26 protein-coding genes and 1 tRNA gene are annotated in these 18,889 nt (G+C 58.3%); 19 read left to right on the top strand and 8 right to left on the bottom strand.

The window, feature by feature from the left end:
- Window positions 1-322: 322 nt before the first annotated feature.
- Complete coding sequence (locus tag ACSZOQ_RS07135) at window positions 323-532, top strand: hypothetical protein (RefSeq protein WP_439925288.1); 210 nt, start codon at window positions 323-325, stop codon at window positions 530-532.
- A 275-nt stretch (window positions 533-807) separates the two neighbouring features.
- On the opposite strand, the gene ACSZOQ_RS07140 is transcribed toward ACSZOQ_RS07135, so the two are convergent.
- The 4 genes from ACSZOQ_RS07140 to ACSZOQ_RS07155 all read right to left on the bottom strand — a co-directional run bounded on the left by ACSZOQ_RS07140 (window position 808) and on the right by ACSZOQ_RS07155 (window position 3,985).
- Window positions 808-1,158, bottom strand: coding sequence for a YidB family protein (locus ACSZOQ_RS07140; protein WP_439925289.1), 351 nt, complete (start codon window positions 1,156-1,158; stop codon window positions 808-810).
- Between the two features lie 84 nt (window positions 1,159-1,242).
- Entirely contained in the window at window positions 1,243-1,485 is a 243-nt protein-coding gene (locus ACSZOQ_RS07145; protein WP_439925290.1) for a hypothetical protein, read from the bottom strand.
- A gap of 870 nt (window positions 1,486-2,355) precedes the next feature.
- Window positions 2,356-2,727, bottom strand: a complete 372-nt coding sequence (locus tag ACSZOQ_RS07150) for a hypothetical protein (protein WP_439925291.1) — start codon at window positions 2,725-2,727, stop codon at window positions 2,356-2,358.
- Between the two features lie 859 nt (window positions 2,728-3,586).
- Window positions 3,587-3,985: an Arc family DNA-binding protein gene (locus ACSZOQ_RS07155; protein WP_439925292.1), complete on the bottom strand. Its 399-nt coding sequence runs from the start codon at window positions 3,983-3,985 to the stop codon at window positions 3,587-3,589.
- Between the two features lie 87 nt (window positions 3,986-4,072).
- Here ACSZOQ_RS07155 and ACSZOQ_RS07160 point away from each other — a divergent pair, with 87 nt between their 5' ends.
- The 3 genes from ACSZOQ_RS07160 to ACSZOQ_RS07170 are packed head-to-tail and all read left to right on the top strand — an operon-like array spanning window position 4,073 to window position 5,514.
- Window positions 4,073-4,237 carry an Arc family DNA-binding protein gene (locus ACSZOQ_RS07160; RefSeq protein WP_439925293.1) on the top strand — a complete coding sequence of 55 codons (165 nt, stop codon included), beginning with the start codon at window positions 4,073-4,075 and terminating at the stop codon, window positions 4,235-4,237.
- A 36-nt stretch (window positions 4,238-4,273) separates the two neighbouring features.
- Window positions 4,274-4,417, top strand: a complete 144-nt coding sequence (locus tag ACSZOQ_RS07165; protein ID WP_439925294.1) for a hypothetical protein — start codon at window positions 4,274-4,276, stop codon at window positions 4,415-4,417.
- Complete coding sequence (locus ACSZOQ_RS07170; RefSeq protein ID WP_439925295.1) at window positions 4,414-5,514, top strand: tyrosine-type recombinase/integrase; 1,101 nt, start codon at window positions 4,414-4,416, stop codon at window positions 5,512-5,514. The genes ACSZOQ_RS07165 and ACSZOQ_RS07170 overlap by 4 nt, the downstream gene beginning before the upstream one ends.
- Before the next feature lie 2 nt (window positions 5,515-5,516).
- Here the strand turns inward: ACSZOQ_RS07170 and ACSZOQ_RS07175 are convergent.
- The 3 genes from ACSZOQ_RS07175 to ACSZOQ_RS07185 all read right to left on the bottom strand — a co-directional run bounded on the left by ACSZOQ_RS07175 (window position 5,517) and on the right by ACSZOQ_RS07185 (window position 7,422).
- Window positions 5,517-5,591, bottom strand: a tRNA-Arg gene (locus tag ACSZOQ_RS07175).
- Between the two features lie 30 nt (window positions 5,592-5,621).
- Window positions 5,622-6,809: a tyrosine-type recombinase/integrase gene (locus ACSZOQ_RS07180; RefSeq protein ID WP_439925296.1), complete on the bottom strand. Its 1,188-nt coding sequence runs from the start codon at window positions 6,807-6,809 to the stop codon at window positions 5,622-5,624.
- On the bottom strand, window positions 6,796-7,422 hold the full coding sequence (locus ACSZOQ_RS07185) for a hypothetical protein (RefSeq protein WP_439925297.1): 627 nt from the start codon (window positions 7,420-7,422) through the stop codon (window positions 6,796-6,798). Before ACSZOQ_RS07185 ends, ACSZOQ_RS07180 begins: the two co-directional genes overlap by 14 nt.
- Before the next feature lie 111 nt (window positions 7,423-7,533).
- On the opposite strand from ACSZOQ_RS07185, the gene ACSZOQ_RS07190 reads away from it, so the two are divergent.
- From ACSZOQ_RS07190 to ACSZOQ_RS07200, 3 genes are read left to right on the top strand one after another with little or no spacing between them, the layout of a single operon-like run.
- The gene (locus ACSZOQ_RS07190; protein WP_439925298.1) at window positions 7,534-7,737 is read left to right on the top strand and encodes a hypothetical protein; all 204 of its coding nucleotides are present in this window, start codon (window positions 7,534-7,536) and stop codon (window positions 7,735-7,737) included.
- Window positions 7,738-7,792: 55 nt separating this feature from the next.
- Window positions 7,793-8,587 (top strand): helix-turn-helix domain-containing protein, encoded by a 795-nt coding sequence (locus tag ACSZOQ_RS07195; protein WP_439925299.1) that lies wholly within the window; start codon window positions 7,793-7,795, stop codon window positions 8,585-8,587.
- A gap of 2 nt (window positions 8,588-8,589) precedes the next feature.
- Entirely contained in the window at window positions 8,590-9,057 is a 468-nt protein-coding gene (locus tag ACSZOQ_RS07200) for a hypothetical protein (RefSeq protein ID WP_439925300.1), read from the top strand.
- Between the two features lie 345 nt (window positions 9,058-9,402).
- Here the strand turns inward: ACSZOQ_RS07200 and ACSZOQ_RS07205 are convergent, their stop codons facing one another.
- Window positions 9,403-9,588 carry a hypothetical protein gene (locus tag ACSZOQ_RS07205; RefSeq protein ID WP_439925301.1) on the bottom strand — a complete coding sequence of 62 codons (186 nt, stop codon included), beginning with the start codon at window positions 9,586-9,588 and terminating at the stop codon, window positions 9,403-9,405.
- Between the two features lie 263 nt (window positions 9,589-9,851).
- On the opposite strand from ACSZOQ_RS07205, the gene ACSZOQ_RS07210 reads away from it, so the two are divergent.
- The 12 genes from ACSZOQ_RS07210 to ACSZOQ_RS07265 all read left to right on the top strand — a co-directional run bounded on the left by ACSZOQ_RS07210 (window position 9,852) and on the right by ACSZOQ_RS07265 (window position 18,337).
- Window positions 9,852-11,462, top strand: a complete 1,611-nt coding sequence (locus ACSZOQ_RS07210) for a hypothetical protein (RefSeq protein WP_439925302.1) — start codon at window positions 9,852-9,854, stop codon at window positions 11,460-11,462.
- A 13-nt stretch (window positions 11,463-11,475) separates the two neighbouring features.
- On the top strand, window positions 11,476-11,790 hold the full coding sequence (locus ACSZOQ_RS07215; RefSeq protein ID WP_439925303.1) for a hypothetical protein: 315 nt from the start codon (window positions 11,476-11,478) through the stop codon (window positions 11,788-11,790).
- Between the two features lie 13 nt (window positions 11,791-11,803).
- The gene (locus tag ACSZOQ_RS07220) at window positions 11,804-12,499 is read left to right on the top strand and encodes a hypothetical protein (protein ID WP_439925304.1); all 696 of its coding nucleotides are present in this window, start codon (window positions 11,804-11,806) and stop codon (window positions 12,497-12,499) included.
- Window positions 12,500-12,501: 2 nt separating this feature from the next.
- On the top strand, window positions 12,502-13,269 hold the full coding sequence (locus ACSZOQ_RS07225) for an HK97 family phage prohead protease (RefSeq protein ID WP_439925305.1): 768 nt from the start codon (window positions 12,502-12,504) through the stop codon (window positions 13,267-13,269).
- A gap of 129 nt (window positions 13,270-13,398) precedes the next feature.
- Window positions 13,399-15,204 (top strand): hypothetical protein, encoded by a 1,806-nt coding sequence (locus ACSZOQ_RS07230; protein ID WP_439925306.1) that lies wholly within the window; start codon window positions 13,399-13,401, stop codon window positions 15,202-15,204.
- Between the two features lie 32 nt (window positions 15,205-15,236).
- Window positions 15,237-15,515 (top strand): hypothetical protein, encoded by a 279-nt coding sequence (locus ACSZOQ_RS07235; RefSeq protein WP_439925307.1) that lies wholly within the window; start codon window positions 15,237-15,239, stop codon window positions 15,513-15,515.
- 104 nt (window positions 15,516-15,619) lie between these two features.
- Window positions 15,620-16,510 carry a hypothetical protein gene (locus ACSZOQ_RS07240; protein WP_439925308.1) on the top strand — a complete coding sequence of 297 codons (891 nt, stop codon included), beginning with the start codon at window positions 15,620-15,622 and terminating at the stop codon, window positions 16,508-16,510.
- Window positions 16,511-16,566: 56 nt separating this feature from the next.
- Window positions 16,567-17,064, top strand: coding sequence for a hypothetical protein (locus tag ACSZOQ_RS07245; protein WP_439925309.1), 498 nt, complete (start codon window positions 16,567-16,569; stop codon window positions 17,062-17,064).
- Between the two features lie 31 nt (window positions 17,065-17,095).
- On the top strand, window positions 17,096-17,473 hold the full coding sequence (locus ACSZOQ_RS07250; RefSeq protein ID WP_439925310.1) for a hypothetical protein: 378 nt from the start codon (window positions 17,096-17,098) through the stop codon (window positions 17,471-17,473).
- Between the two features lie 33 nt (window positions 17,474-17,506).
- Window positions 17,507-17,707 (top strand): hypothetical protein, encoded by a 201-nt coding sequence (locus ACSZOQ_RS07255; RefSeq protein ID WP_439925311.1) that lies wholly within the window; start codon window positions 17,507-17,509, stop codon window positions 17,705-17,707.
- A 47-nt stretch (window positions 17,708-17,754) separates the two neighbouring features.
- A complete protein-coding gene (locus ACSZOQ_RS07260; protein WP_439925312.1) occupies window positions 17,755-17,889 on the top strand; it encodes a hypothetical protein in 135 nt (44 codons plus the stop codon).
- Between the two features lie 214 nt (window positions 17,890-18,103).
- Window positions 18,104-18,337 carry a hypothetical protein gene (locus tag ACSZOQ_RS07265; protein ID WP_439925313.1) on the top strand — a complete coding sequence of 78 codons (234 nt, stop codon included), beginning with the start codon at window positions 18,104-18,106 and terminating at the stop codon, window positions 18,335-18,337.
- Window positions 18,338-18,889 lie beyond the last annotated feature (552 nt).

Genomic DNA, 18,889 nt, shown 5'->3' on the forward strand with positions numbered 1-18,889 from the left:
GCTTCCTGATCTCGATCCGTTTTTCGACACGCGGCGCTTGCGAGCATTCGTTTGTTGCGCTCGATCCTGCGGCCGCTTCTGTTTTCGTTCGCTCGTAATGCTTGGAGATATCTTTCAGCGCTTCGTCTTCGAGACGAAAAACAACATCTGCAAGCAAACTAGGTCGCGGACTAGGCCACCTCGCGGGTCTGTTCGGGCCCGACCCGGCCAATCTCCGCTCGCGATTTCAAGTGATTTAGATCACTGAGAGGCAAGGCTTATCCTCGTATGTTTTAGGGAAGTGATGGCAATCCGCCGTTACGGTGAACACGGGAGAAGCAAAATGTCTGATAACTCGACGCACTCTGAGCTGTCTGAACTGTCCTCTGAGGAGCTTGAACTGGTCTCTGGCGGTGTTCTTGGTCTCGACGATGTAGTCGGAGGCATCCTGATAGCTCTTGCTTACGATACGCTAAAGGAGGCTCACGTTTTCGATCCGCTCAATCCGGTCAAGATGGCTCAGGACTATGGGAACCAGCAGAAGGGACGTTGATTGAGCGTCAGCGAATCCGACAAGCGCCCGCGTAAAAAGCCATACCGTGGGCGTTCTTGTCAGCCGCCTCCATCTATGTGCGAGTGATCGGCCTGCATCACGAGCTTGTGGCTAAGTCGGTGGCTTAGGCGTGCCGCTGCAATGGAGGATGTTGCGCGAGGTTGCAGATGGCTCATCAACGGAAGTTGATCATCAACATCAACGATCTGATCGAGCTATCCGCGCGACGGCATAGCGTGTCGGCCGGCGTATAGAGCCGATACGACGCAAATATTTCAGGTGTGCTGAAGCGTACCGTGCGGACTGAGCACGTCGATGACCGCCGGCAAGTGCTTAGCTAGGAACCCAAAAATTTGATCCGGTGGCATATTAAGTTCGGTTGAGATCTTGTCGACGACACCGTCGCCGAGCGCTTTCTCCAATTGTTCCGCCGTGACGGGTTGGTTCGAGCTACTCCCAAGCCAAGAAGCGACCTGAGGCCCGAGCCCCGATTGACTCAATTTATCGAGCAACCCCTGCAGCGAACCCAGGCTCGTTTGCGCCAAAGCTTTGGACAAAAGACCAGGAAGCAACTGAGCCTCAAGCTGTCCAAGGACACCACCGGTCAATGCATCAAAAATTCCCATCGATCATCCCCGCACTGATTGCGCAAACCCATATTTCGCAAGATGGACGCTGGCTTTGTGATCAAAAACCGCGCGCTTGTCGGATCAGTTACCAACCGCGTCCGTCACGCACTTCTTCACATGACTGGTCTTGGCCGCACCCGCGAGCTTCTTCGAGGCGCTGTCGGCGTCACACGTCTTTGCGGCGTCGGCTTCGCACTTCTTCATGAAGCTATTCAGTGCAGCTCCAGCGAGCTTCTTGTCGGCCGCATCGGACTTGCATGAAGCGTAAGCTCCCGTCGCAATTACGCTGAGCAATGCCGCCAGTACAAGATTCTTCATATTCATACTTCCCTCCTCATTTGAGGATTGCACCACAGTTCCAGTCTATTTGGTCCCCTTTGGATGACAAGGCGATAGAAGCTTGTCAGCGGACGTTTTTTATGCGGACCCAACCAACCTCATGAACGCTGCCCCTGCGGCGAATATCGCGGCCCCGGCGACCATGGCGGTGACGGCGCTGCGCTGGCGCGGTCATTCAAAAAAACGTCCGAAGTGTTCCGGACGCGCATGATAGCGCTGGATCGTCGCATTGCGTACCATACAGCTGGCCAGCTGCCGGCTGCAGTAGAGCAAGCATTTGTTCTGATGGCCTCCCAAGTCACCAGCCCCTCCCGTCGGGTCGGTGCATTTGCCCAAGCAATTCGCGCCTCTGTCCTCACATTGCAGCTGGTTCGCTATTCCGGGTGGTGAGTTGAGGAGTACGCCGGTGCCTAAAATCGTGATCGCGAAGACGAGGTGCCGTGTCATCATCGAACCTCCTGAGAAACGCGCGGGTTGCTCCCAAAGGACTGAACGCGGAAGGGTTCTTTATTGATCTAAGTCAACGGATGCCGGCCTTGGGATCGGCTGCGGGGTGTCGCTACTGCGCCGGTCCGCGCGCGGGTTCGATCTTGTTTTTTTCCCTTGCGCGCCTGCGCTCAAGTCGTGCCCGGCGTTGCTTCGGATGCTTGCTCGTTATCGTCGTCTTCGCCGATCGCAGCAAAGAAATCTTCAATCGCTTTCAGCGTCTCACGGAAGCCCGCCAGCGGCCAGGTTGCGAGTCCTGGGGCCGTCGCCCCTTAAACGAGAACACGCCTCCCGTCGGGATCGCGAGAGCGACCGCATCACGAGTCCTGAATTAACAGGGCGATCCGCTTGGCCTGCGGGCGTGGGGGCTCAATTGGCTTTAATGCCTGCGTTGAGCATCCACACACACTTCGCTTGTTGCGGGCTGGCCTTCACGCAGATGTGGCTTGGCGGTTGATCGTTAATAGGCATGCCGTCTTCGACGGCGACTTTATCTCCACTGCTCAGATCAAAGCAGCCCCAGCCTGCCGCTGCGGAACCAGCCCGGATAGGGTCTTTCTGCGCGAGGACCATACGGATGGTGCCTGGTTCCGGGCACGCACGAGCTGTCTGCGTAAGGTGCCCTTTGGTCCCAATCGCAACCCTACCTTTTAGAGGGGCCATGTCTTCATTCCATCCCGCCACCCCGGTGGCGGTGGTGGCAGCGATAGTGACGACGGCAAGGGCCACTCGAATGATCATTGCGCGGACTCTCCTGGTTTTGACGGCCACTTTAGCGCCCGTCGCTTCCACGCATTGAAGGACCATGGCGAGACGAAAACGATCCGGGGTCATCCGATCACCTTCATAAACATCATGCTAGCACCGAACAGGACGGCACCAACCACCATGCCGGTGAGCACAAGCTGCCATGGAGCGAGCCAAGTTTCTTGTTCTTGGGCCATCCGAGCGGGCTGCTCGGCGCAGCACCTGCGAGCCTCTTCAATTGAACGATCGATACGAGCGGTCTGCTCCTGAAGGTCATGGTCGGGCTCTCTATCGCCTGCACGCAATCTTGCCGGAGCTTGGGGGCGGTCTGCGGACCGTGGTGTGTGGCCGCCGCATTCTTGTCTGACCGGGCATGGTGGTGGATCAGTGGGCAAACAATTTCTAGTGGGCGGAGTTTTTGCGTTATGCCCACCACGATTCCGGACAAATACACTTGTCCGGACAGTTTGTCGCATATCAACTAAGTAATTGAATATAAACATCAAAAATTCGGACAGGCAGGACGCCCCCTTAGACACAGATTTCCATGTCCGGACTTCCCACTTTCCTGAAAACATACTTTAAAAAATAAAGGTATCTGCCCTATATCCCTGACGGGGGGATATAGGGCGCTGAAATTTACCCAAATAAATAGACGGACAAACGAATGTCAGAAATAAAATTATTTAATATCAATTACTTAGATCAAGTTCGGACAGTCCGGACACGGTTTTCTAATTTTCGGACAAGTGCAATTGTCCAACCATGACTCGCGTAGGCAGAGGCTGGCTTTGGTCGGTGGGGTAGGGCAATGGACCGTATGTCAAAAAACCGAGTGCGGGCGCATCCGGTTTTATTTTTCGGTGGGCTTCACCGAAGCACCATGCAGGTACCCATTCTCAGCCAGATAGTTGCGCACGATAAGGCGGATTGCTTCGGTTCGCGTGAGGTTTTTTCCCTTCGCGCGCTGATCGACAATGAAGCGCTCTATCTCCATATCGCGCAGGTCGAAAAAAAGGTCTTCCATCGCCTCTGCGGCGGCAGCAAAGCGCTTTGAGACTGCGATCAGCCCCTCGTTGCTCAGGACTTCCTCGAAAGAAAATGCCAGTCGGCCAACTATCTCGGCATTCATAGAGCGACCGTTCCGGTCGGCCTCATGGGCAATCGCATCCCGCATTCCAGGCGGTAGGCGGACAACAAATTGTTCCGACCCGCGACCGGCCTTTGTGGTTTTGGCGGCTTTCTTTGTCATGATAGCACCGTGCGATTTTTTCTTGGCGATATGATATGACGGTGCTATATACCATGGGCAGACGTTAAAAATCTATTGGTGTTAGCTGTGGCCAGAAACGATCCTCAAATTCCGATTCGTCTCCCGCGTGATGCCAAGGATTGGATCAAGGCGGAAGCCACAAGAAACGGCAGCTCGCAGAATAGCGAGGTTATTCGTGCCGTTCGCGAGCGGATGGCCCGTGAAGCCTCAAACCGTGAGGCGTCGGCGTAAATGTCGCGCGGGGCGCAAGCATTCCGACAAACTGACGTGACCAAGGCCATCAAGGCCACGGTGAGCGCCGGACTGTCAGTGCGACGCGTTGAAATCGACCGGGGCGGGAAGATTGTCGTAGTTATCGGCGCGCCAGATGTGGCAGCGGCCAACGATAACGAATGGGATTCCGTCCAATGAAGTGGAAGCTCCCACCGAACGTACACGGCTACAACAATCGCCACGGTAAGGCGGTCTTCTACTATCGCGTACCGGGAGCGAAGAAAGTCCGATTGCGGGGGCATCCCGGCTCCGATGAGTTCATGCGCGCCTATGACCTCGCCAAGGCTGGCGAGCCTCCGAAGGTCGAATTAGGGGCGGGGAGAACCAAGCCTGGCACCGTCAACGCGGCATTGGTGGGCTACTATCAATCCAGCGCGTTCAAGGATGGCCTTGCCGAAAGTTCGAGGAAAATGCGCCGCGCCATCCTCGAAAAGTTCAGGCAGGATCACGGCGACAAGCGCGTGGCCCTGATGACTCAGGCGGCCCTACAGAACATCGTCAATAAAAAGAGGCCGGCGGCGGCGTTGAATTTTCGGAAGGCCATGCGCGGCTTTCTTGATCATTGCATAAATCTTAATTTTATCAAGGCAGACCCGCTGGTAGCTGTGAAATTGGTTGAAATAAAATCCACCGGCCATCACACTTGGAGCACTGAGGAATGCCGGCAGTTTGAGGCCCATCACAAGGTCGGGACGCGCGAGCGCCTTGCCTACGAGCTACTTTTGCAGGCCGGGCAGGCGCGCTGTGACGTGATTCGCATGGGCCGCCAGCACGTGCGCAACGGTATGATGACTATGGGGCGGCAAAAGACAGGCGTGGTGTTCAACGTCACGGTGACGCCGTCGCTACAGCAGGCGATCGACGCCATGCCGGCGAGCGATCATCTGATTTATCTTCTCACTTCCTACGGCAAGCCGTTTACAGCGGCGGGGTTCGGCAACTGGTTCCGGGACGCCTGCGACGACGCCAAGATGCCGAAGCGCTGTACCTCTCACGGCCTGCGGAAGGCGGCGGCAACATACTTCGCAGAGCAGGGGGCGACCGATCACCATCTCATGGCATGGTTCGGCTGGACGTCGATTTCGCAGGCGCAGGTTTACACAAAGGCTGCGAATCGGAAACGGATGGCAGAGGCAGCGGGGAAGCTCATTACCGGAACAGGCATTGGCTCACCTTCTAACCCGGTGAGCCAAATCGAGCCGCAAGTTGTTGAAAACAAAGGAAGTGTCAAATGAGGTGGCGATCCCGGCAGGATTCGAACCTGCAACCCGCGGAGTAGAAATCCACGCCGCCGCTTTGAAAAAGCTCAGCTTTTCGCGCTGATGTCGCTGCCGTGTCGCACTCAGGCAGCAACGATCGCCGCTTCGAGTTTTTTCATTGCGTCACGGTCAGCATCCTTGTCTTGAAACAAATGACCGTAGCAGTCGTAGGTAACCGTGATGCTGGAGTGTCCCATCACTTCCTGAACCCGTTTCGGCGTCCAATTCAGATAGGCGATGAACATGCTAGCTGCGACGTGGCGCAGTGAGTGAAAGCCGAAGCGCGGAGGTTTGTGCTCGGGGTTGCTTTCATCCTTGAAGGCTTTCGGCTGGATTGGATCCCAGTATCGCTTGTAGATGTTTTGCAAACTCTCGACGTGGCCGAGCCCATTCGGAAATACAAGATCAAGCACCATGATGGGCTGACCAGCATCGTCCTTCTTGTCGGTCTCTCGTTTGGGGCAGAGCACCTTCCATTCCCGCAGCGTGTTGATGACGATCGGCGCCAATGGAATGTCCCGGCTCCCGGCCTTCGACTTGGGCTTACCGATTTTGCCCCACGCGTCTGCCCGCTGACGGACATGGATTACGCCAGCATCTAGGTCGACGTTCGCCCATGGAAGGCCGCGCAACTCGCTCGCCCGCATTCCAGAGAACATTGCGGTTACAAGCAGCGCTCGCCATCGGAGTTTGGCAGTAGAGTCCAGCAACTGCTTCATTTGGGCCCTAGAAGGATAGTCTACGCCTTCACGTAGAGGTCCACTGTCTTCACGATCATCGCGCTTCAGCTTGACGGGGGACGCGACGTTTTGGGCCACCAGCGCCTGTTTCTGAGCAAATGAGAGCAACGTCTTGATCGACGTCAGAATCTTGCGTCGCATTGCGAGCGACGTTCCGGCCTTCCGGAGCTGGCCATCGAAATTGTATACGGACGGCGTGGTAAGTTCGGAAAGGCGCACACCGCCCAGATGAGGATTTATGTGGTGTTTGAGGTGCTGGCCTCGCTGCCGAATGGTGCTGCGCTCAAGCCCGTCCGCTTCGCATTCCTCGAGCCACAGCTCGCCAGCACGCGCCACAGTCACGCTAATGCTGGCGGGAGTATGGATGCCTTGCTTGACTTCGTGAAGGGCAGTCGTGGCCCAATTGACGGCCTCCTTCTTCGTCGCGAAGGTCTTGCGCCGCTTGGTCTGGGATTGATCAAAATAGTCGACTACCCAGGCCGACTTTTCTACGCCCTTGTTGGCCCAAACGCGCTTCCTAATGCTCGCCATCGTCGCGATTCCTTTCCACTACCAAGTCGATCTTCACCGAGCTAGTCCGCTCGTCCAAATCCGCGCTCACGACTTGATGCAGCGGACGAAATATTTCGGTGAGATTGAGGACGACAGAACCGGGCGACGACCGCGGTGTGAGGACATGGCCGCGATCGCGCAGCATTTTGCCCTCTATTCCATAATGGTCGGCGGGCTCGCTATGATCCTGGCCGCGCTGAAGCGTGATGGTGGGAGGCTCGCGAGAGCCGAAAGGCACAATCGATAAGACCAGAAAGTGCAAAGCGTCCTTATTCGATTGGTCGAAGACCTTCGCGATGCCAAAACGACCGTACTGCAGGAAAGTGCCATGTTGGCCTTTAAACTGCGTGCTCCTTACTGCGGCCAAACCTAAGTCTGTAAAAGCCGTGAGCACCGCCGCATCAACAATCGCGGTTGCGCTGTATAGGCGCATCTTGCCCGTGCCCGGATGCTTGTCGCCTACGAACTCAAGCAGACCTTCTTTCGTCCAATTCCGCAGTCGATTGACCACGACCTCGAGGTCTTCGCCGCGGCGCTGAACTCGGCGCGCGACGTCGCGAACTGTAAGCCTAGGGGAGGGCTCGGTGCTCATTGGTATAAAATATAAGGTACCGGATACCTTGTCAAGAAAATGCGGGTTTGGTATGTGATTCGACGATGGAGAAGATAGTTACTCTCCTTTGAATCTATTGGAGGTGAGCTAATGACGGAAGTTCTTGAGAATGATCTTGTTTGGGGCGTTTCAGCGATTGCCAGAGAGATCAATCAGACGTCGCGACAAACCCACTACATGTTGGAACGGGGACTTTTGCCGGGCGGCCAGCAGGGGCAGCGGTGGGTCGCATCCCGCAAGGCCCTTCGAGAGCATTTCGAAAAGTTGACGTCCGGCGCGAAGCTATCGACCTGACGCTTCTGGCCGAGGTGCCGTGGTGCCGCATGACGGTGAAGTGGAATCTGCCCCAATGACAGTCGACGACAGGCGCCGCACGGCCGACAAGTTTCGATGGCTCGACCAAGTAGGTGCGGACCACGGTCTGACGCCTCTATGCTTTCGGCTGGCGTACGCCATCGTGACCTTTGTCAATCGCGCAACCGGTGATGCATGGCCAAGCCAGCCACGGCTCGCAGCCGATTGCAACGCCACCGATCGCGCCATTCGAGACGCCATCACTCGCCTGCGAGATCGTGGCCACCTCCAGGTCACCGGCAAGGGCGGAAGGGGCAAAACCAGTCATTTCAAACCGCTCATGATCGATTTGGAAAAGAGGAACGACGCTTCCGCGTTATTGCCTGCAAAGGTGGAAGAGCACTTCCGGGATACCGAACCAAAACCCGGAAAAGAACGACACGAAACCCGGAAGAAAACGACCGCTAAACCTGGAAGCCTACTTCCGACGATACCTAAGAGAGAAACCATGGAAGAACCCATTGAGAAAAAGAGTCTCGCGATGGTTGATCATAGCTTCAATGAATTCTGGACGGTCTATCCGAAGAAGGTCGACAAGCTGAAGGCTGAAAAGCTCTACGCCACGATTATCAAAACGAAACGTGCAACCGCGCTTCAGCTGCTCGATGGTGCAAGACGCTACGCCGCTGCAAAGGCTGGCACCGAGCGCAAATTCATCAAACATCCGAGCACCTGGTTGAACGCCGGTGGCTGGCTCGACGAACCAGAACATACCGCTAGACCAGCAAAGACCACCCAAGCTGACACTGCAATCAGCGGCTTCAACCGATTTCTCAACCGGGAGCAATAGGAATGAGCAGAACCTACAACGAGTACGGCTACAATGCCCCGCGACCCTACGCGGATCTTTGGCGGGACGGAAGGTGGGAGGAGACCAAAACACTGGCCCGTCGAGCGACAGAGCTCGAGATCGCTCAGTGCCTGGCGCTGCTGCTGAAAGCCTTTCCCAACGCGAGTGGCGCCGATGGCGAAATCTTCGGCGCAACCCTGATCGAGGACGTCGTCTCGGCCAAGCCCGCAATCGGCGACATCCAAGAGGCCTGCAAATACCTTCGCCGTACATCCAAATTCGTGCCGACGATCGCTCAGGTCCTGGAAGCACACTGGGAGGCAAAACAGGAGAGGGAAGTCGTCACCCGAAGCATGGCTCCCATCATGAGAGCAATCGCCAAACCTCCGAGTTGGATTGCCCATCAACCGACCGTCACCATGCCGGGGATGAAAGACATAGAGGCCGAAACAAATCATCTGCCGCTCTGAAATTTGGTGGTTGCACATCCTTTAGTGCAGAAAAAAAGTTGAGCCCGCAAAGGCGGTGGTGATCCGCTATTCCGTTGAAGAAAATCACCGCGCCTCTACAGAAAAAGCCATCGATGTTCTCGCAAGGGGTGCGAAAGGTTACAGCGTGTCGCGGCGACATGTTGCGACATGATCAGAGAAAGCTTAGCTGGCTGATGATGTTAACGATGGTAGCGCGGACACTTAATCCGTGGGTTGCTTCAATCACGTCATTGGCCCGTATTGACCGTAAGCGCTTTGTATTCTGTCGTCATGTTAACCGGACAAGTTTGACGCGATAGATTCTCGCGGCAATCTTGCGATATGTCAGCCGCTCGCCCCACCGCCGCCAAACCCTCGCGCACAAATCGTTCGCGGGTCTCGAACAGCCCGCAATACGTTGCCGGCGCGGATAATCGTTCGCCATGGGCCCGCCGTCGTCGCGACCTCGTAGAGGACTTCATCGCCGCCCTTGGCGGTGAGGGCGCCGTTACGCCGATGCAGCTGATGCATGTTCGCCGCGCTGCGGAGCTTGTTGCATTGTCAGAGGAGACCCGCGCCCTCGCTTTTAGCGAGGGAGCGGGCGCTATTGACCTGGCGGCCCTTGTTCGCTTGGAGGGCGCCGCAAGCCGCGCCGTTCGCATGCTGGGCATCAAATCGGGTCCCTCGGTACCAAAGACCCCGACGATCACGGAATGGATGGCTGCAAAGACGCCGCGGCCTACAGAGGCAGCTGCTGAATGAGCGCAGCGGCAGGCCGAACAGCACAGCCCATCGTGACCATCCTGGACGCGATGCGCCATCATGACCTGTTTGCCCGCTGGTTCAGGGATCCTGTTAGCTTCGCCTGTTGGTGCGTGCTCCTATCAGCATTGTTCGGTCTCCCCCTTGACCCCACACAGCTCGAAATCTTCAGGCAGTGCACCGGACGCGACGCGCCGTTGGCTGCGGGCTACATCGAAGCTTGGCTGATCGTCGGACGCCGCGGCGGCAAATCGCTCATTCTCGCCTTGATCGCGGTCTATCTCGCCGTGTTCAAGGTCTGGTCGGACCGTTTAGTTCCAGGCGAACGGGGCACCGTGCTCATCATCGCCGCCGACCGCAGGCAGGCTCGTGTCATCTTCCGCTATATCAGCGCGTTGATCGCCGAGACGCCGATGATTGCCGCCATGGTCGTCGGCGAGATCACGCAAGATCGAATTGATCTCTGCAACGGCATCTCGATCGAGATCAGCACCGCGAATTTCCGTAGCGTCCGCGGCTACACGTTGATCGCGGTCCTCTGCGACGAAATTGCGTTCTGGTTGGGTGATGACAGTGCCAGTCCTGACGTCGAGATTCTTGCCGCCCTCAGGCCTGCCATGACGACCATGCTGCCGGATGCCATGTTGTTGTGCGCGAGCAGTCCCTACGCGAAGCGCGGCGCGCTGTATGACGCCTTCCGGAAATATTTCGGCCGGAATGATGCACCGGTTTTGGTTTGGCGCGCCAGCACTGCGACAATGAACCCCAGCGTGCCGCCGTCGGTCATCAGCGACGCTTATGAGCGCGACCCGGCGAATGCCGCGGCGGAATACGGCGCGGAATTCAGGTCCGACATCGAGGCGTTTGTTTCGCGCGAGGCCGTTGAGGCCTGCGTCATCAAGGGTCGGCTCGAGCTCCCGCCGATGAAAGGCGTTCGATACGTCGGCTTTGTCGATCCGTCCGGAGGGTCTGCCGACAGCATGACGCTGGCGATCGCTCACCGCGAAGGTGATCGAGCAATTCTGGATGCCGTTCGCGAAGCCAAACCGCCATTTTCACCCGAGCAGGTAACCGCGGAATTCGCCAAGCTCTTGAAAACCTACGGTCTCAAAAAGGTCCAGGGCGATAAATATGCCGGTCTCTGGCCGCGGGAGCGCTTTGAAGCTCACGGCATCACCTACGAGCCCAGCGCCAAGCCGAAATCCGATCTCTATTGCGAGATGTTACCTCTTATCAATGGTGCTCGCGTCGAGCTCCTGGATCACTCCAAGCTCATCACCCAGATCTGCAGCCTCGAGCGCCGCACCGCGCGTAGCGGAAAAGATTCGATTGATGCTCTCGGTCATGAAGACATCGCCAACGCGGTAAGTGGCGCGGTGACCGGTTTGATCCTTCAGGACTGGTCCGGTGGCACGGCGATGCTCGAGCTGGCCCGCCGCGAGATGCAGGCCGCGCGCGCAAAGGGCGATGCCCCGGCGCCCGTCACGAAAGAATGGGCCAAAGGCAGTGTCGAATGGCAACGAGAACAGGCGGGCGAGGTTGTCCCGCATCTGCCGCGCGAAAAGATTGTCCCTGCCGTTGGCGGCGCAAGAGACACCGACGAAGAGATCCGAGAGCTTTTTCAAGCAACGCTGACACCCTAAAGGAATCAAAACCGTGCCACTCAAAATCAGAATGTTGCCGCCGGTCTCCGTGGGCCAGCAAACGCAAACGATCAATGGGCGCTTCTACAACGGTCAGCCAGGGATTGCCTATGACATCGCAGACATGGACGCGCCCACGCTGGCGGCGAACGGATGGATCACTTGCGCCCCGAGCGGCACCACCGCGCAGCGCCCCACGACCAACCCGAACACGAACCCGCCATACGTCGCGGCTCCAAACTTCGAATACTTCGATACGACAATATCGAAGTTGATTTTTTGGGACGGCGCGACCTGGCGCGATCCGGTGACCGGCTCTGCTGTCTGATAGGGAGACCACAATGGTGAAACTCTACAAATTTGAAACCAAAGCCGCCGCATTGTCTCCGGCGCGTCAACGCTTGAAGGATCTCCTGGACAAGCGTGCCGCCTGCGAAGAGCGCGCCGCGAGCCTGCGCATTGCCGAGCAACGGCTAGTCGAAACCTCGAACGAAGCCGTGCGGACGAACCAGGCGGTCGCCGACTTCGACGCGGAGTTTGCCGCCGCGGTGTTGGCCTGGAGCAAGAACTCGCTCGACAAGGGTGAGACACCGCAGGTTGACGCGACCCGGCGCCAGGAATTGCTAATCGCCAAGGCCATCGCAGCGGAGAACGCGATGGCCGCCAATGCGGCGAGAAACCAGCTTCAGGCCGACATCCAGGCCGAGATGCGCGCGAGCAAAAACCTTCAGCCCGAAGTGGAGCATTTAGTTGCCGAGATCATCGTGGAAAGCACGGAGGAGCTGATTTCAGAGCTGCAGGAAGCACAGCGCGACGTCGCTCGCCGAAAGCACCGGCTCGATCAGGCGCTTCGCACCGTGATCGACATAGCTCACGCCACGGGCTCGAAGGCGACCTTCAATTTAATGGAAAGCCTCTGCGAGCGTTTCCGCACCGCCGGCGCTCCCACCTTCGAGGCGTCGATGGCCGACCGTGCCGCTTGGGAGGCGTTCGCCGCCAGGCTCCGCACCTATGCCGGCGCAGAGCTGGAGGGCTGACCATGCGCCTGTACGGTTCATTCGCCAAAGTCGATAAACAGCAGAGGGTTGTCAGCGGGTACGCTTCGACGGAGCGGGTCGACCGCGCCGGCGAGATCGTCCTCAAATCGGCAATTGAGGACGCACTCGACGATTACCTGGAATTTCCAACGATCCGGCAAATGCACCAACTAAACGCTGTCGGCAAGACCATCGAAGCGTCGATGGACGATCGCGGGCTCTATATCAGCGCTAAGATTGTCGATGATGCGGCCTGGACGAAAGTTACCGAGGGCGTTTTCCTTGGATTCAGTATCGGCGGCAAGGTGCTGGCCCGGGATCCGAAAGATCGGAGCGTTATCACGAAGGTGAGGTTGGACGAAATCTCGCTTGTCGACCGGCCGGCCAATCCTGAGGCCGTGATCGACCTTGTCCGTGCCGCTGGCCTTGATAACGGCTTTGCCGACCTGGCCAAGATCACGATGGAACGCGACGTTCTCGCCGAGCAGCTCGCTAAGCGCGACGAAGCCTTGGCGAAGTTCGCCGATCGCGCTGAAGCTATCGTGAAGAGAGTGAACGGCATCGCCAAAGAAAACCAACGGCTCCAGCGAGAAAACGCCGCATTGGTTAAACGGCTCGCCGCAGTTCAGCCGCGCGTCGTCAATCCCGAGGCCCTCAACAAGACGCTCGTGGATCTCGAAACGATCATTCTGCCGAAGCTTGAAGCCGATACGGCCTCGCTCAGTGCGCGGTTCGATCACCTGGAACGCGGAGGTCGGCTCGATGCCTGAGGTGGGAACCGATGATGGTGCGAGCGCGGAGGAGCCGCCGCCCCTCGTCGGCCCGCTGAATGAAAAACACGGTCTCTTTTACACGTCAGAATATAGAGCGCATTTTGGAACTCTATCTTTGAGGAGACAATGACCGACGTTTACAAAATCGGAGTTTCGATCGCCCTAGCCAATGGCGTTTCGTCGGTCCTGGCCATCATAGGTCGGGATTTTCTGGGCCTCAATGCGTCAATCGCCAAGGTCGAGAAGAGTTTCGGCCGTTGGGGCCTGGCGATCGGCGGGGTCGCGGCGATCCTCGGCGGGTCGGCGATGCTCAAGGGCTTGGCCGGCCTCGCCAAACACGGGGGCGAGGTAAACCATCAGCTTGAATTGATGAAAATCGCCGGGATGCAGAACGGCGAGATCCAGGCCAGCCTGGCTCAGGCGATGAAGACAACCGGCAGCGTCATGACCACGACGTTGTCTGAGAACCTCGCGCACATCAGGGAGCTCCGCTACGCTTTCGGCGACACCTCGGTCGCCATGTCGCACATGGATGAAATCTCGAAATCCAACGCGGTCCTGAACGCCGTTAAGGGCGGCGGCAAGGATCAGGTCTGGGACCTGGTCAAAGCGCTCGAGCAGAAGGGTCTCACTTTCGACCCCAAGCAATTTTCATCCTACGTCAACACCATGACCAAGGTCGTGGAGGCGACCGGCGGCAAGGTGACGCCGCAGATGTTTATGTCGACCTTCAAGTATGGCCGCACGGCTATGCTCGGATGGGATGAGAACTTCGTCGGCGGGGCCTTGCCGCGGCTGATACAGTCGATGGCGTCCAGCGGAGGAGGCGGGGGCGGTGGAAGCGGCGGTCCGGGCAACGCGCTGATGAGCGCCTTTGCCAAGGTCGTGCAAGGCCAGATGCCGAAGACCGCAGCCGAAGAATTTGACCGCATGGGGCTGGCGATCGGGGGCGCGGCTCATATCAAGGGCAGTGCCGACTCGCAGATCCCCGGCGGCATCGCTGGCCGCGACCAGTTCATGGCAAACCCCTATGAGTGGGTTCAGAAAACCTTGATGCCGGCGCTGGCCAAGCACGGCATCACCAGCCAGAACGACATCATCGCGCAAGTCTCCAAGATGTTTCCGGTGCGCACGGCGTCCCAGATCATTAGCGAGTTTGCGCTGCAGGGCCGTTTCCACGAGGGCGCAAACAGCCAGTTTGAAAAAGACATCAAGCAGCAGCACGGCGCAATGGGCGTTGCCGGTTTCAACGAACTGATCAAGAACGACTATCCGACGGTCTTGAAGGCGTTCAACGAGCAATGGACCAGCCTGCTGCAGACGATCGGATCGCCCTTGATGCAGCCGGGTGGCCCGGTCCTAAGCGCAATGACAGGGCTCACCGGCGTCATGAATTCGATGTCGCAATTTGCGGGCGCGCACCCGGAAGGAATCAAAATCGCGCTCGATGCAATTGCTCTTCTCACTACGTCTCTGTTTGTCGCCGGCCTGATCGCGCTCGGTGCGGTGATCGCGCCGTTGCTCGGTCTCGGCGGCATCCTGGTCTCGTTGGCGGCCGGCCTTACGGCGTTGGCCGTCATGAATTGGGACCATATCACCAGCGGGTTTAACCAGATCAAGGACGCGATTTCCTCCTTCATTGGATGGCTGGTCGGCATCCCCGGCAAAATCCTCGGCATCATCGGCTCGGCCGGCAAAGCTCTCGGTATCGACCCGGCGGGCGAAGGCAGTCATCCGGGCCGCGACGGTAAGCCCTATCACAAAACCATGTTCAATCCCGGGGAGCGCCCGATGAAGGCCACGCCGATCTCGCTCTCGCTCAACGTCGACGGCCGCACGCTGGCGCAGGTGATCAGCGACAAAATGGACGCTCTCTATCGCTATGACACCAGCTCGCCTGCGTTCAACGGCGCCGGTCGTTACGGAGCCTGATCAATGACGGACACCTCAGAAGGGACATAGGAATGGATTTCAATCTGAGCCGTCGTAAACGGGAGCTCGCGATTGCGAAAGAAGTCACGGATGCTTTTCTCCAGGCTACGAACGCCGCAGAACTCGCGCCGCCTGAGAAGCTCATGCATCATTTCGTTCTGGTTTGTGAGCGCTTGGGCATCACGCCGAACGCTCCCGCCATCTCTCGAATCCTGGCCTACACCTCTAAGGAGATCAATCGTCGCAAGCGGGTCCTTGATGATCTCGTAACCGCTTTGAACAGGCTGCCGGCGCCTGAATTGCAGCTGTAGTGAGCTTCCGGTCGTCGCTTTCGCGAGCTGACGGCCGCTCGGGGTGACCCGGGGGCGGCGGGACTGGTGCTACCCGCCGCTGACCAATTCACATGGGGGACAACATGCTCGCCGCCGTCGTCAAACGCCGCCCCGGGAGGCCTCGGACGCTTGTCATCGCTACGAAGCCGAGGAGTTGGGAAACGCCGGCGCTCGCAAAGCAGGTGGCTCAAATTCTCGCTGCTGTTGATGCGCCGCCGGTCGATTCCCAAGTTCGGTTGGCTCTGCAGCGCATTTATCACCGCCACGAAATGTTCGGCGGCGACGGTCGCGGACACGTCACGTTGTTGCTACGCACGATCCTCGAGTCTGAAGGCAACCACGATGCCTTGATGGAGCCGATCGTCAGTGCGGTCGGGCTGGCCATGCGTCGGGAGTGGACCGGGCTCGGCTTGGCCTGGATCGAAGCCTTCGATCAGATCAAGCTGACCGGGATATTGCAGACGATGCGCGGCCTCGATCTTTTCAGCGAGCAGACTCTGCCGCTCTACCTCGCGAACGTTTTGCGCAACAAGCTTTTCAAGATCTTCGCAACGGCCAAGCCGGCCGTGAAACCGTTGGCAAAGCGCGAACCGAAACCGCCGGCATACCTAGCCCGCGTTCCCGGCGTCGAGAGGAATGTCGCGCTTGGCCTCGAGATGCTGAAGCTGCGGTCCGCCATCCAGAACAATCGAGCCTACGGCCGTCAAGTTCGCCGGCAATTCGACGTCGAGGCAAAGCTCGCGATCAACGCGCTCAAGGTGGCGAGGATCTACGGCGCGCGGCCTGAAATTTACACCCGGTTGTCGTGGAACGCTTTGGTCACGCTCGCGTCGCCTGCGCTCCCCGCGGCCGCGCGTGCAATGCTGGAACGCCGGATCCTCGCCGGTGAGAGGATTACGGCCGACGAGATCCGGGCAGGTTTCCGCAAGCGGGGGCGCCAGGCCGATCAGCGGGCGCAGCAGAGGGCGGCATAGAGGGGTTTGCGATCGAACATTTCTGGATCAATCTTCAAATTAGGGAACACAAAAAGGTGGCGATCATGGACTTGTCAGAAGTCTCTCTCGATGGCGTCCAGGAGCTTCATAGGCAGGCGGAGACGTGCTTGTCGGGGACAATTCAGTTCGGCATTGCAGCCGATCAACGCGCGACGACCCTGACCGGTATATTCGGTGCAGGTTGCGTGGCGCTTCTGGCCGCGATCGCCACGGTAATTGCGGGGTCCTCGCCGCACAAAGCATTCGTCGGCGGCGCGGCAACCATAGCCACGCTCCTCTTTGTGGCAGCGATGATAAGCGCGATGGCGTGCGCGCCGGGCGACTTCCACGTCGGGGGATATGAGCCCAAGCGATTTGCTCGATCCGCAGGAGATCTGGCGTGGATGCTGCGCTACGCGGTTGAGGATATGCAGGTCCGGATCGACTGCAATCGTGCCGCGCTTGAGCGCTCAGCCCGCTTAGTCCACGTCTCAATGGGACTCGCGCTCGCCGCCATCCCATTGGGTATTCTGGCTGCCGCCCTGACGCGTTAGCGGCGGATCTCGCTCTTTTTGAAGGGGACGCTTGGCTCGGGAGGTGGCGGCCGAGACGGCGGCGGTGATGGAGGTGGAGCTGAAGGAGGACCGCCTGGTCTGGTCGGCTCTGTCGCCATCGGAGAATACCTATCGATTCGACGGTTGGATTGGTAATATTTCGAGAGCGCCGCATGGGGTCAATCCCGGCGTCGGCTCTGTCCCAGTCAAAATAGGGGTGGCCCGCGAAGCAACTCACGGGGCAGCCCAACCCGATAACGCACTGGCGTGGATATCGGGATTGCTGGCGCTCGCCGGGATCGGGATCACAGCGATCTGGGCATTTTGCGCCGCACGCATTGCACCTGCTGGGACACTGACGACCATATCCGGCAAGACCTCGCCCATGTATTTTATCCCACAAAAATGAGCTAGTATCCTGCTGAAATGCGGAGACGCGCCGATGGCCGGAACACGGACTCTCTCAGAGATCGAAGCCCGGATTGGCATCATCCAGGACAATATCCGGCAATTGATCGAACAGGCAGCAGCGACGTCAGGGGCTGAAACCGAAGCCTTGGTGTCAGATAGGATCGCTCAACAAACCGAAGAACTGGAGCGACTAACCCGGGAGCGGGACGCGCTTACCAAGAAAACGAGTTGACTGGTACCTGCCATAGCCGCGGATCGTTGACCTTGGAGGGACTGACCATGGCTAAACGTGAGCAACACAGGAACCGCGAAGCAAAGAAGCCGAAGAAAGAAACGCCCAAAGTAAACGTCGCAGCTCCAAGCATGAAGGGCCTTGTGCATTCGGACGCGGCAAAGCCTCGCAAGAAGTACTAAATGAACCTTACGCCGCGGCGGGCCGGCGATCGAGGAACGCTCTCGCGGTCTGACGCGACTGATCCCGTGGCTGAGTGAAGGTCTCGCGTGAAATCCGCCATGACCTTTGCGGTCGGGGTTCGGCGCCGCCTGAACCAATCGATCACGCTCAAATGCTGGACTCCCAATCGCCGCCGCCAGCATTACATTTTCTGCATCGCATGTGGAGATCGCGATGCCTAGAACCCCGAAAGACTTGGCTGATCGGATGGCAGCACGTCATCGGCTGGCCGATGATGGGTTCGCGCGCGAGACATTCACTCAGCCACGGGATCAGGCGCGTCAGACCGCGAGAGCGTTCCTCGATCGATGGCCCGCCGCGGCATACATGTCAGCAGTTGAGACTTGGCGCGAACTACCGGACGGCGAGATCGAGTTCACGATGAAACGACTGCGAAGCGCGGATTGAACTTCTACCGCGTCTTCGTGCTATCCCGACCCAAATCGCCGGCCAGCCAGCCCTTCGCCTTACCGTCCCGCAGTGGGTCACAGTCGACGCACGTCAGGGTACGTCGTCCGTTCCCTCCCGGAGGCAATGCCATGGTCGTTGGCTTCCCACAGATCGGACAGTCGGCGGTTTTGAGGAGTTGGCCCATGACACTAGCGAACCATGGCGTAGCGCCGGAGTCGAGACACTGTTTTGTGGACGGCCTCCACACCCAGCGGGGATGATGTCAGAGTGCTTAGAAGCTCATTTTTGCGGCTGAGACTGCGTTACGGCGTTCGGCGGATTCTCGCCGGATTTCGATGACGTGCCGCGTCCGTTGTAGAAGGATGAGAAACCGATTAGCAGCGCGAGTATTGCAGCTCCGATAGCCCAGCCGATTGTGCTATTGGTGACGCGCCTGGGGGGATTGTCATTCGTGACCATGCTGCGCTCCATGACTGTTTGAGAACATCAACCTTACCGGGCTGTGACCGTTCCTAACGCCGCCGCTCACGGGCGCGTGAAGGGTGTGGA

Origin of the sequence: Nitrobacter sp. JJSN (genome assembly GCF_051912485.1) — a bacterium.
Lineage (GTDB): Bacteria > Pseudomonadota > Alphaproteobacteria > Rhizobiales > Xanthobacteraceae > Nitrobacter.

Coding starts and splice junctions, on each gene's coding strand:
- ACSZOQ_RS07135 (WP_439925288.1), top strand. CDS start 323: ATGTCTGATAACTCGACGCACTCTGAGCTGTCTGAACTGTCCTCTGAG.
- ACSZOQ_RS07140 (WP_439925289.1), bottom strand. CDS start 1,158: ATGGGAATTTTTGATGCATTGACCGGTGGTGTCCTTGGACAGCTTGAG.
- ACSZOQ_RS07145 (WP_439925290.1), bottom strand. CDS start 1,485: ATGAATATGAAGAATCTTGTACTGGCGGCATTGCTCAGCGTAATTGCG.
- ACSZOQ_RS07150 (WP_439925291.1), bottom strand. CDS start 2,727: ATGATCATTCGAGTGGCCCTTGCCGTCGTCACTATCGCTGCCACCACC.
- ACSZOQ_RS07155 (WP_439925292.1), bottom strand. CDS start 3,985: ATGACAAAGAAAGCCGCCAAAACCACAAAGGCCGGTCGCGGGTCGGAA.
- ACSZOQ_RS07170 (WP_439925295.1), top strand. CDS start 4,414: ATGAAGTGGAAGCTCCCACCGAACGTACACGGCTACAACAATCGCCAC.
- ACSZOQ_RS07180 (WP_439925296.1), bottom strand. CDS start 6,809: ATGGCGAGCATTAGGAAGCGCGTTTGGGCCAACAAGGGCGTAGAAAAG.
- ACSZOQ_RS07185 (WP_439925297.1), bottom strand. CDS start 7,422: ATGAGCACCGAGCCCTCCCCTAGGCTTACAGTTCGCGACGTCGCGCGC.
- ACSZOQ_RS07190 (WP_439925298.1), top strand. CDS start 7,534: ATGACGGAAGTTCTTGAGAATGATCTTGTTTGGGGCGTTTCAGCGATT.
- ACSZOQ_RS07195 (WP_439925299.1), top strand. CDS start 7,793: ATGACAGTCGACGACAGGCGCCGCACGGCCGACAAGTTTCGATGGCTC.
- ACSZOQ_RS07200 (WP_439925300.1), top strand. CDS start 8,590: ATGAGCAGAACCTACAACGAGTACGGCTACAATGCCCCGCGACCCTAC.
- ACSZOQ_RS07205 (WP_439925301.1), bottom strand. CDS start 9,588: ATGCATCAGCTGCATCGGCGTAACGGCGCCCTCACCGCCAAGGGCGGC.
- ACSZOQ_RS07220 (WP_439925304.1), top strand. CDS start 11,804: ATGGTGAAACTCTACAAATTTGAAACCAAAGCCGCCGCATTGTCTCCG.
- ACSZOQ_RS07225 (WP_439925305.1), top strand. CDS start 12,502: ATGCGCCTGTACGGTTCATTCGCCAAAGTCGATAAACAGCAGAGGGTT.
- ACSZOQ_RS07230 (WP_439925306.1), top strand. CDS start 13,399: ATGACCGACGTTTACAAAATCGGAGTTTCGATCGCCCTAGCCAATGGC.
- ACSZOQ_RS07235 (WP_439925307.1), top strand. CDS start 15,237: ATGGATTTCAATCTGAGCCGTCGTAAACGGGAGCTCGCGATTGCGAAA.
- ACSZOQ_RS07240 (WP_439925308.1), top strand. CDS start 15,620: ATGCTCGCCGCCGTCGTCAAACGCCGCCCCGGGAGGCCTCGGACGCTT.
- ACSZOQ_RS07255 (WP_439925311.1), top strand. CDS start 17,507: ATGGCCGGAACACGGACTCTCTCAGAGATCGAAGCCCGGATTGGCATC.
- ACSZOQ_RS07260 (WP_439925312.1), top strand. CDS start 17,755: ATGGCTAAACGTGAGCAACACAGGAACCGCGAAGCAAAGAAGCCGAAG.
- ACSZOQ_RS07265 (WP_439925313.1), top strand. CDS start 18,104: ATGCCTAGAACCCCGAAAGACTTGGCTGATCGGATGGCAGCACGTCAT.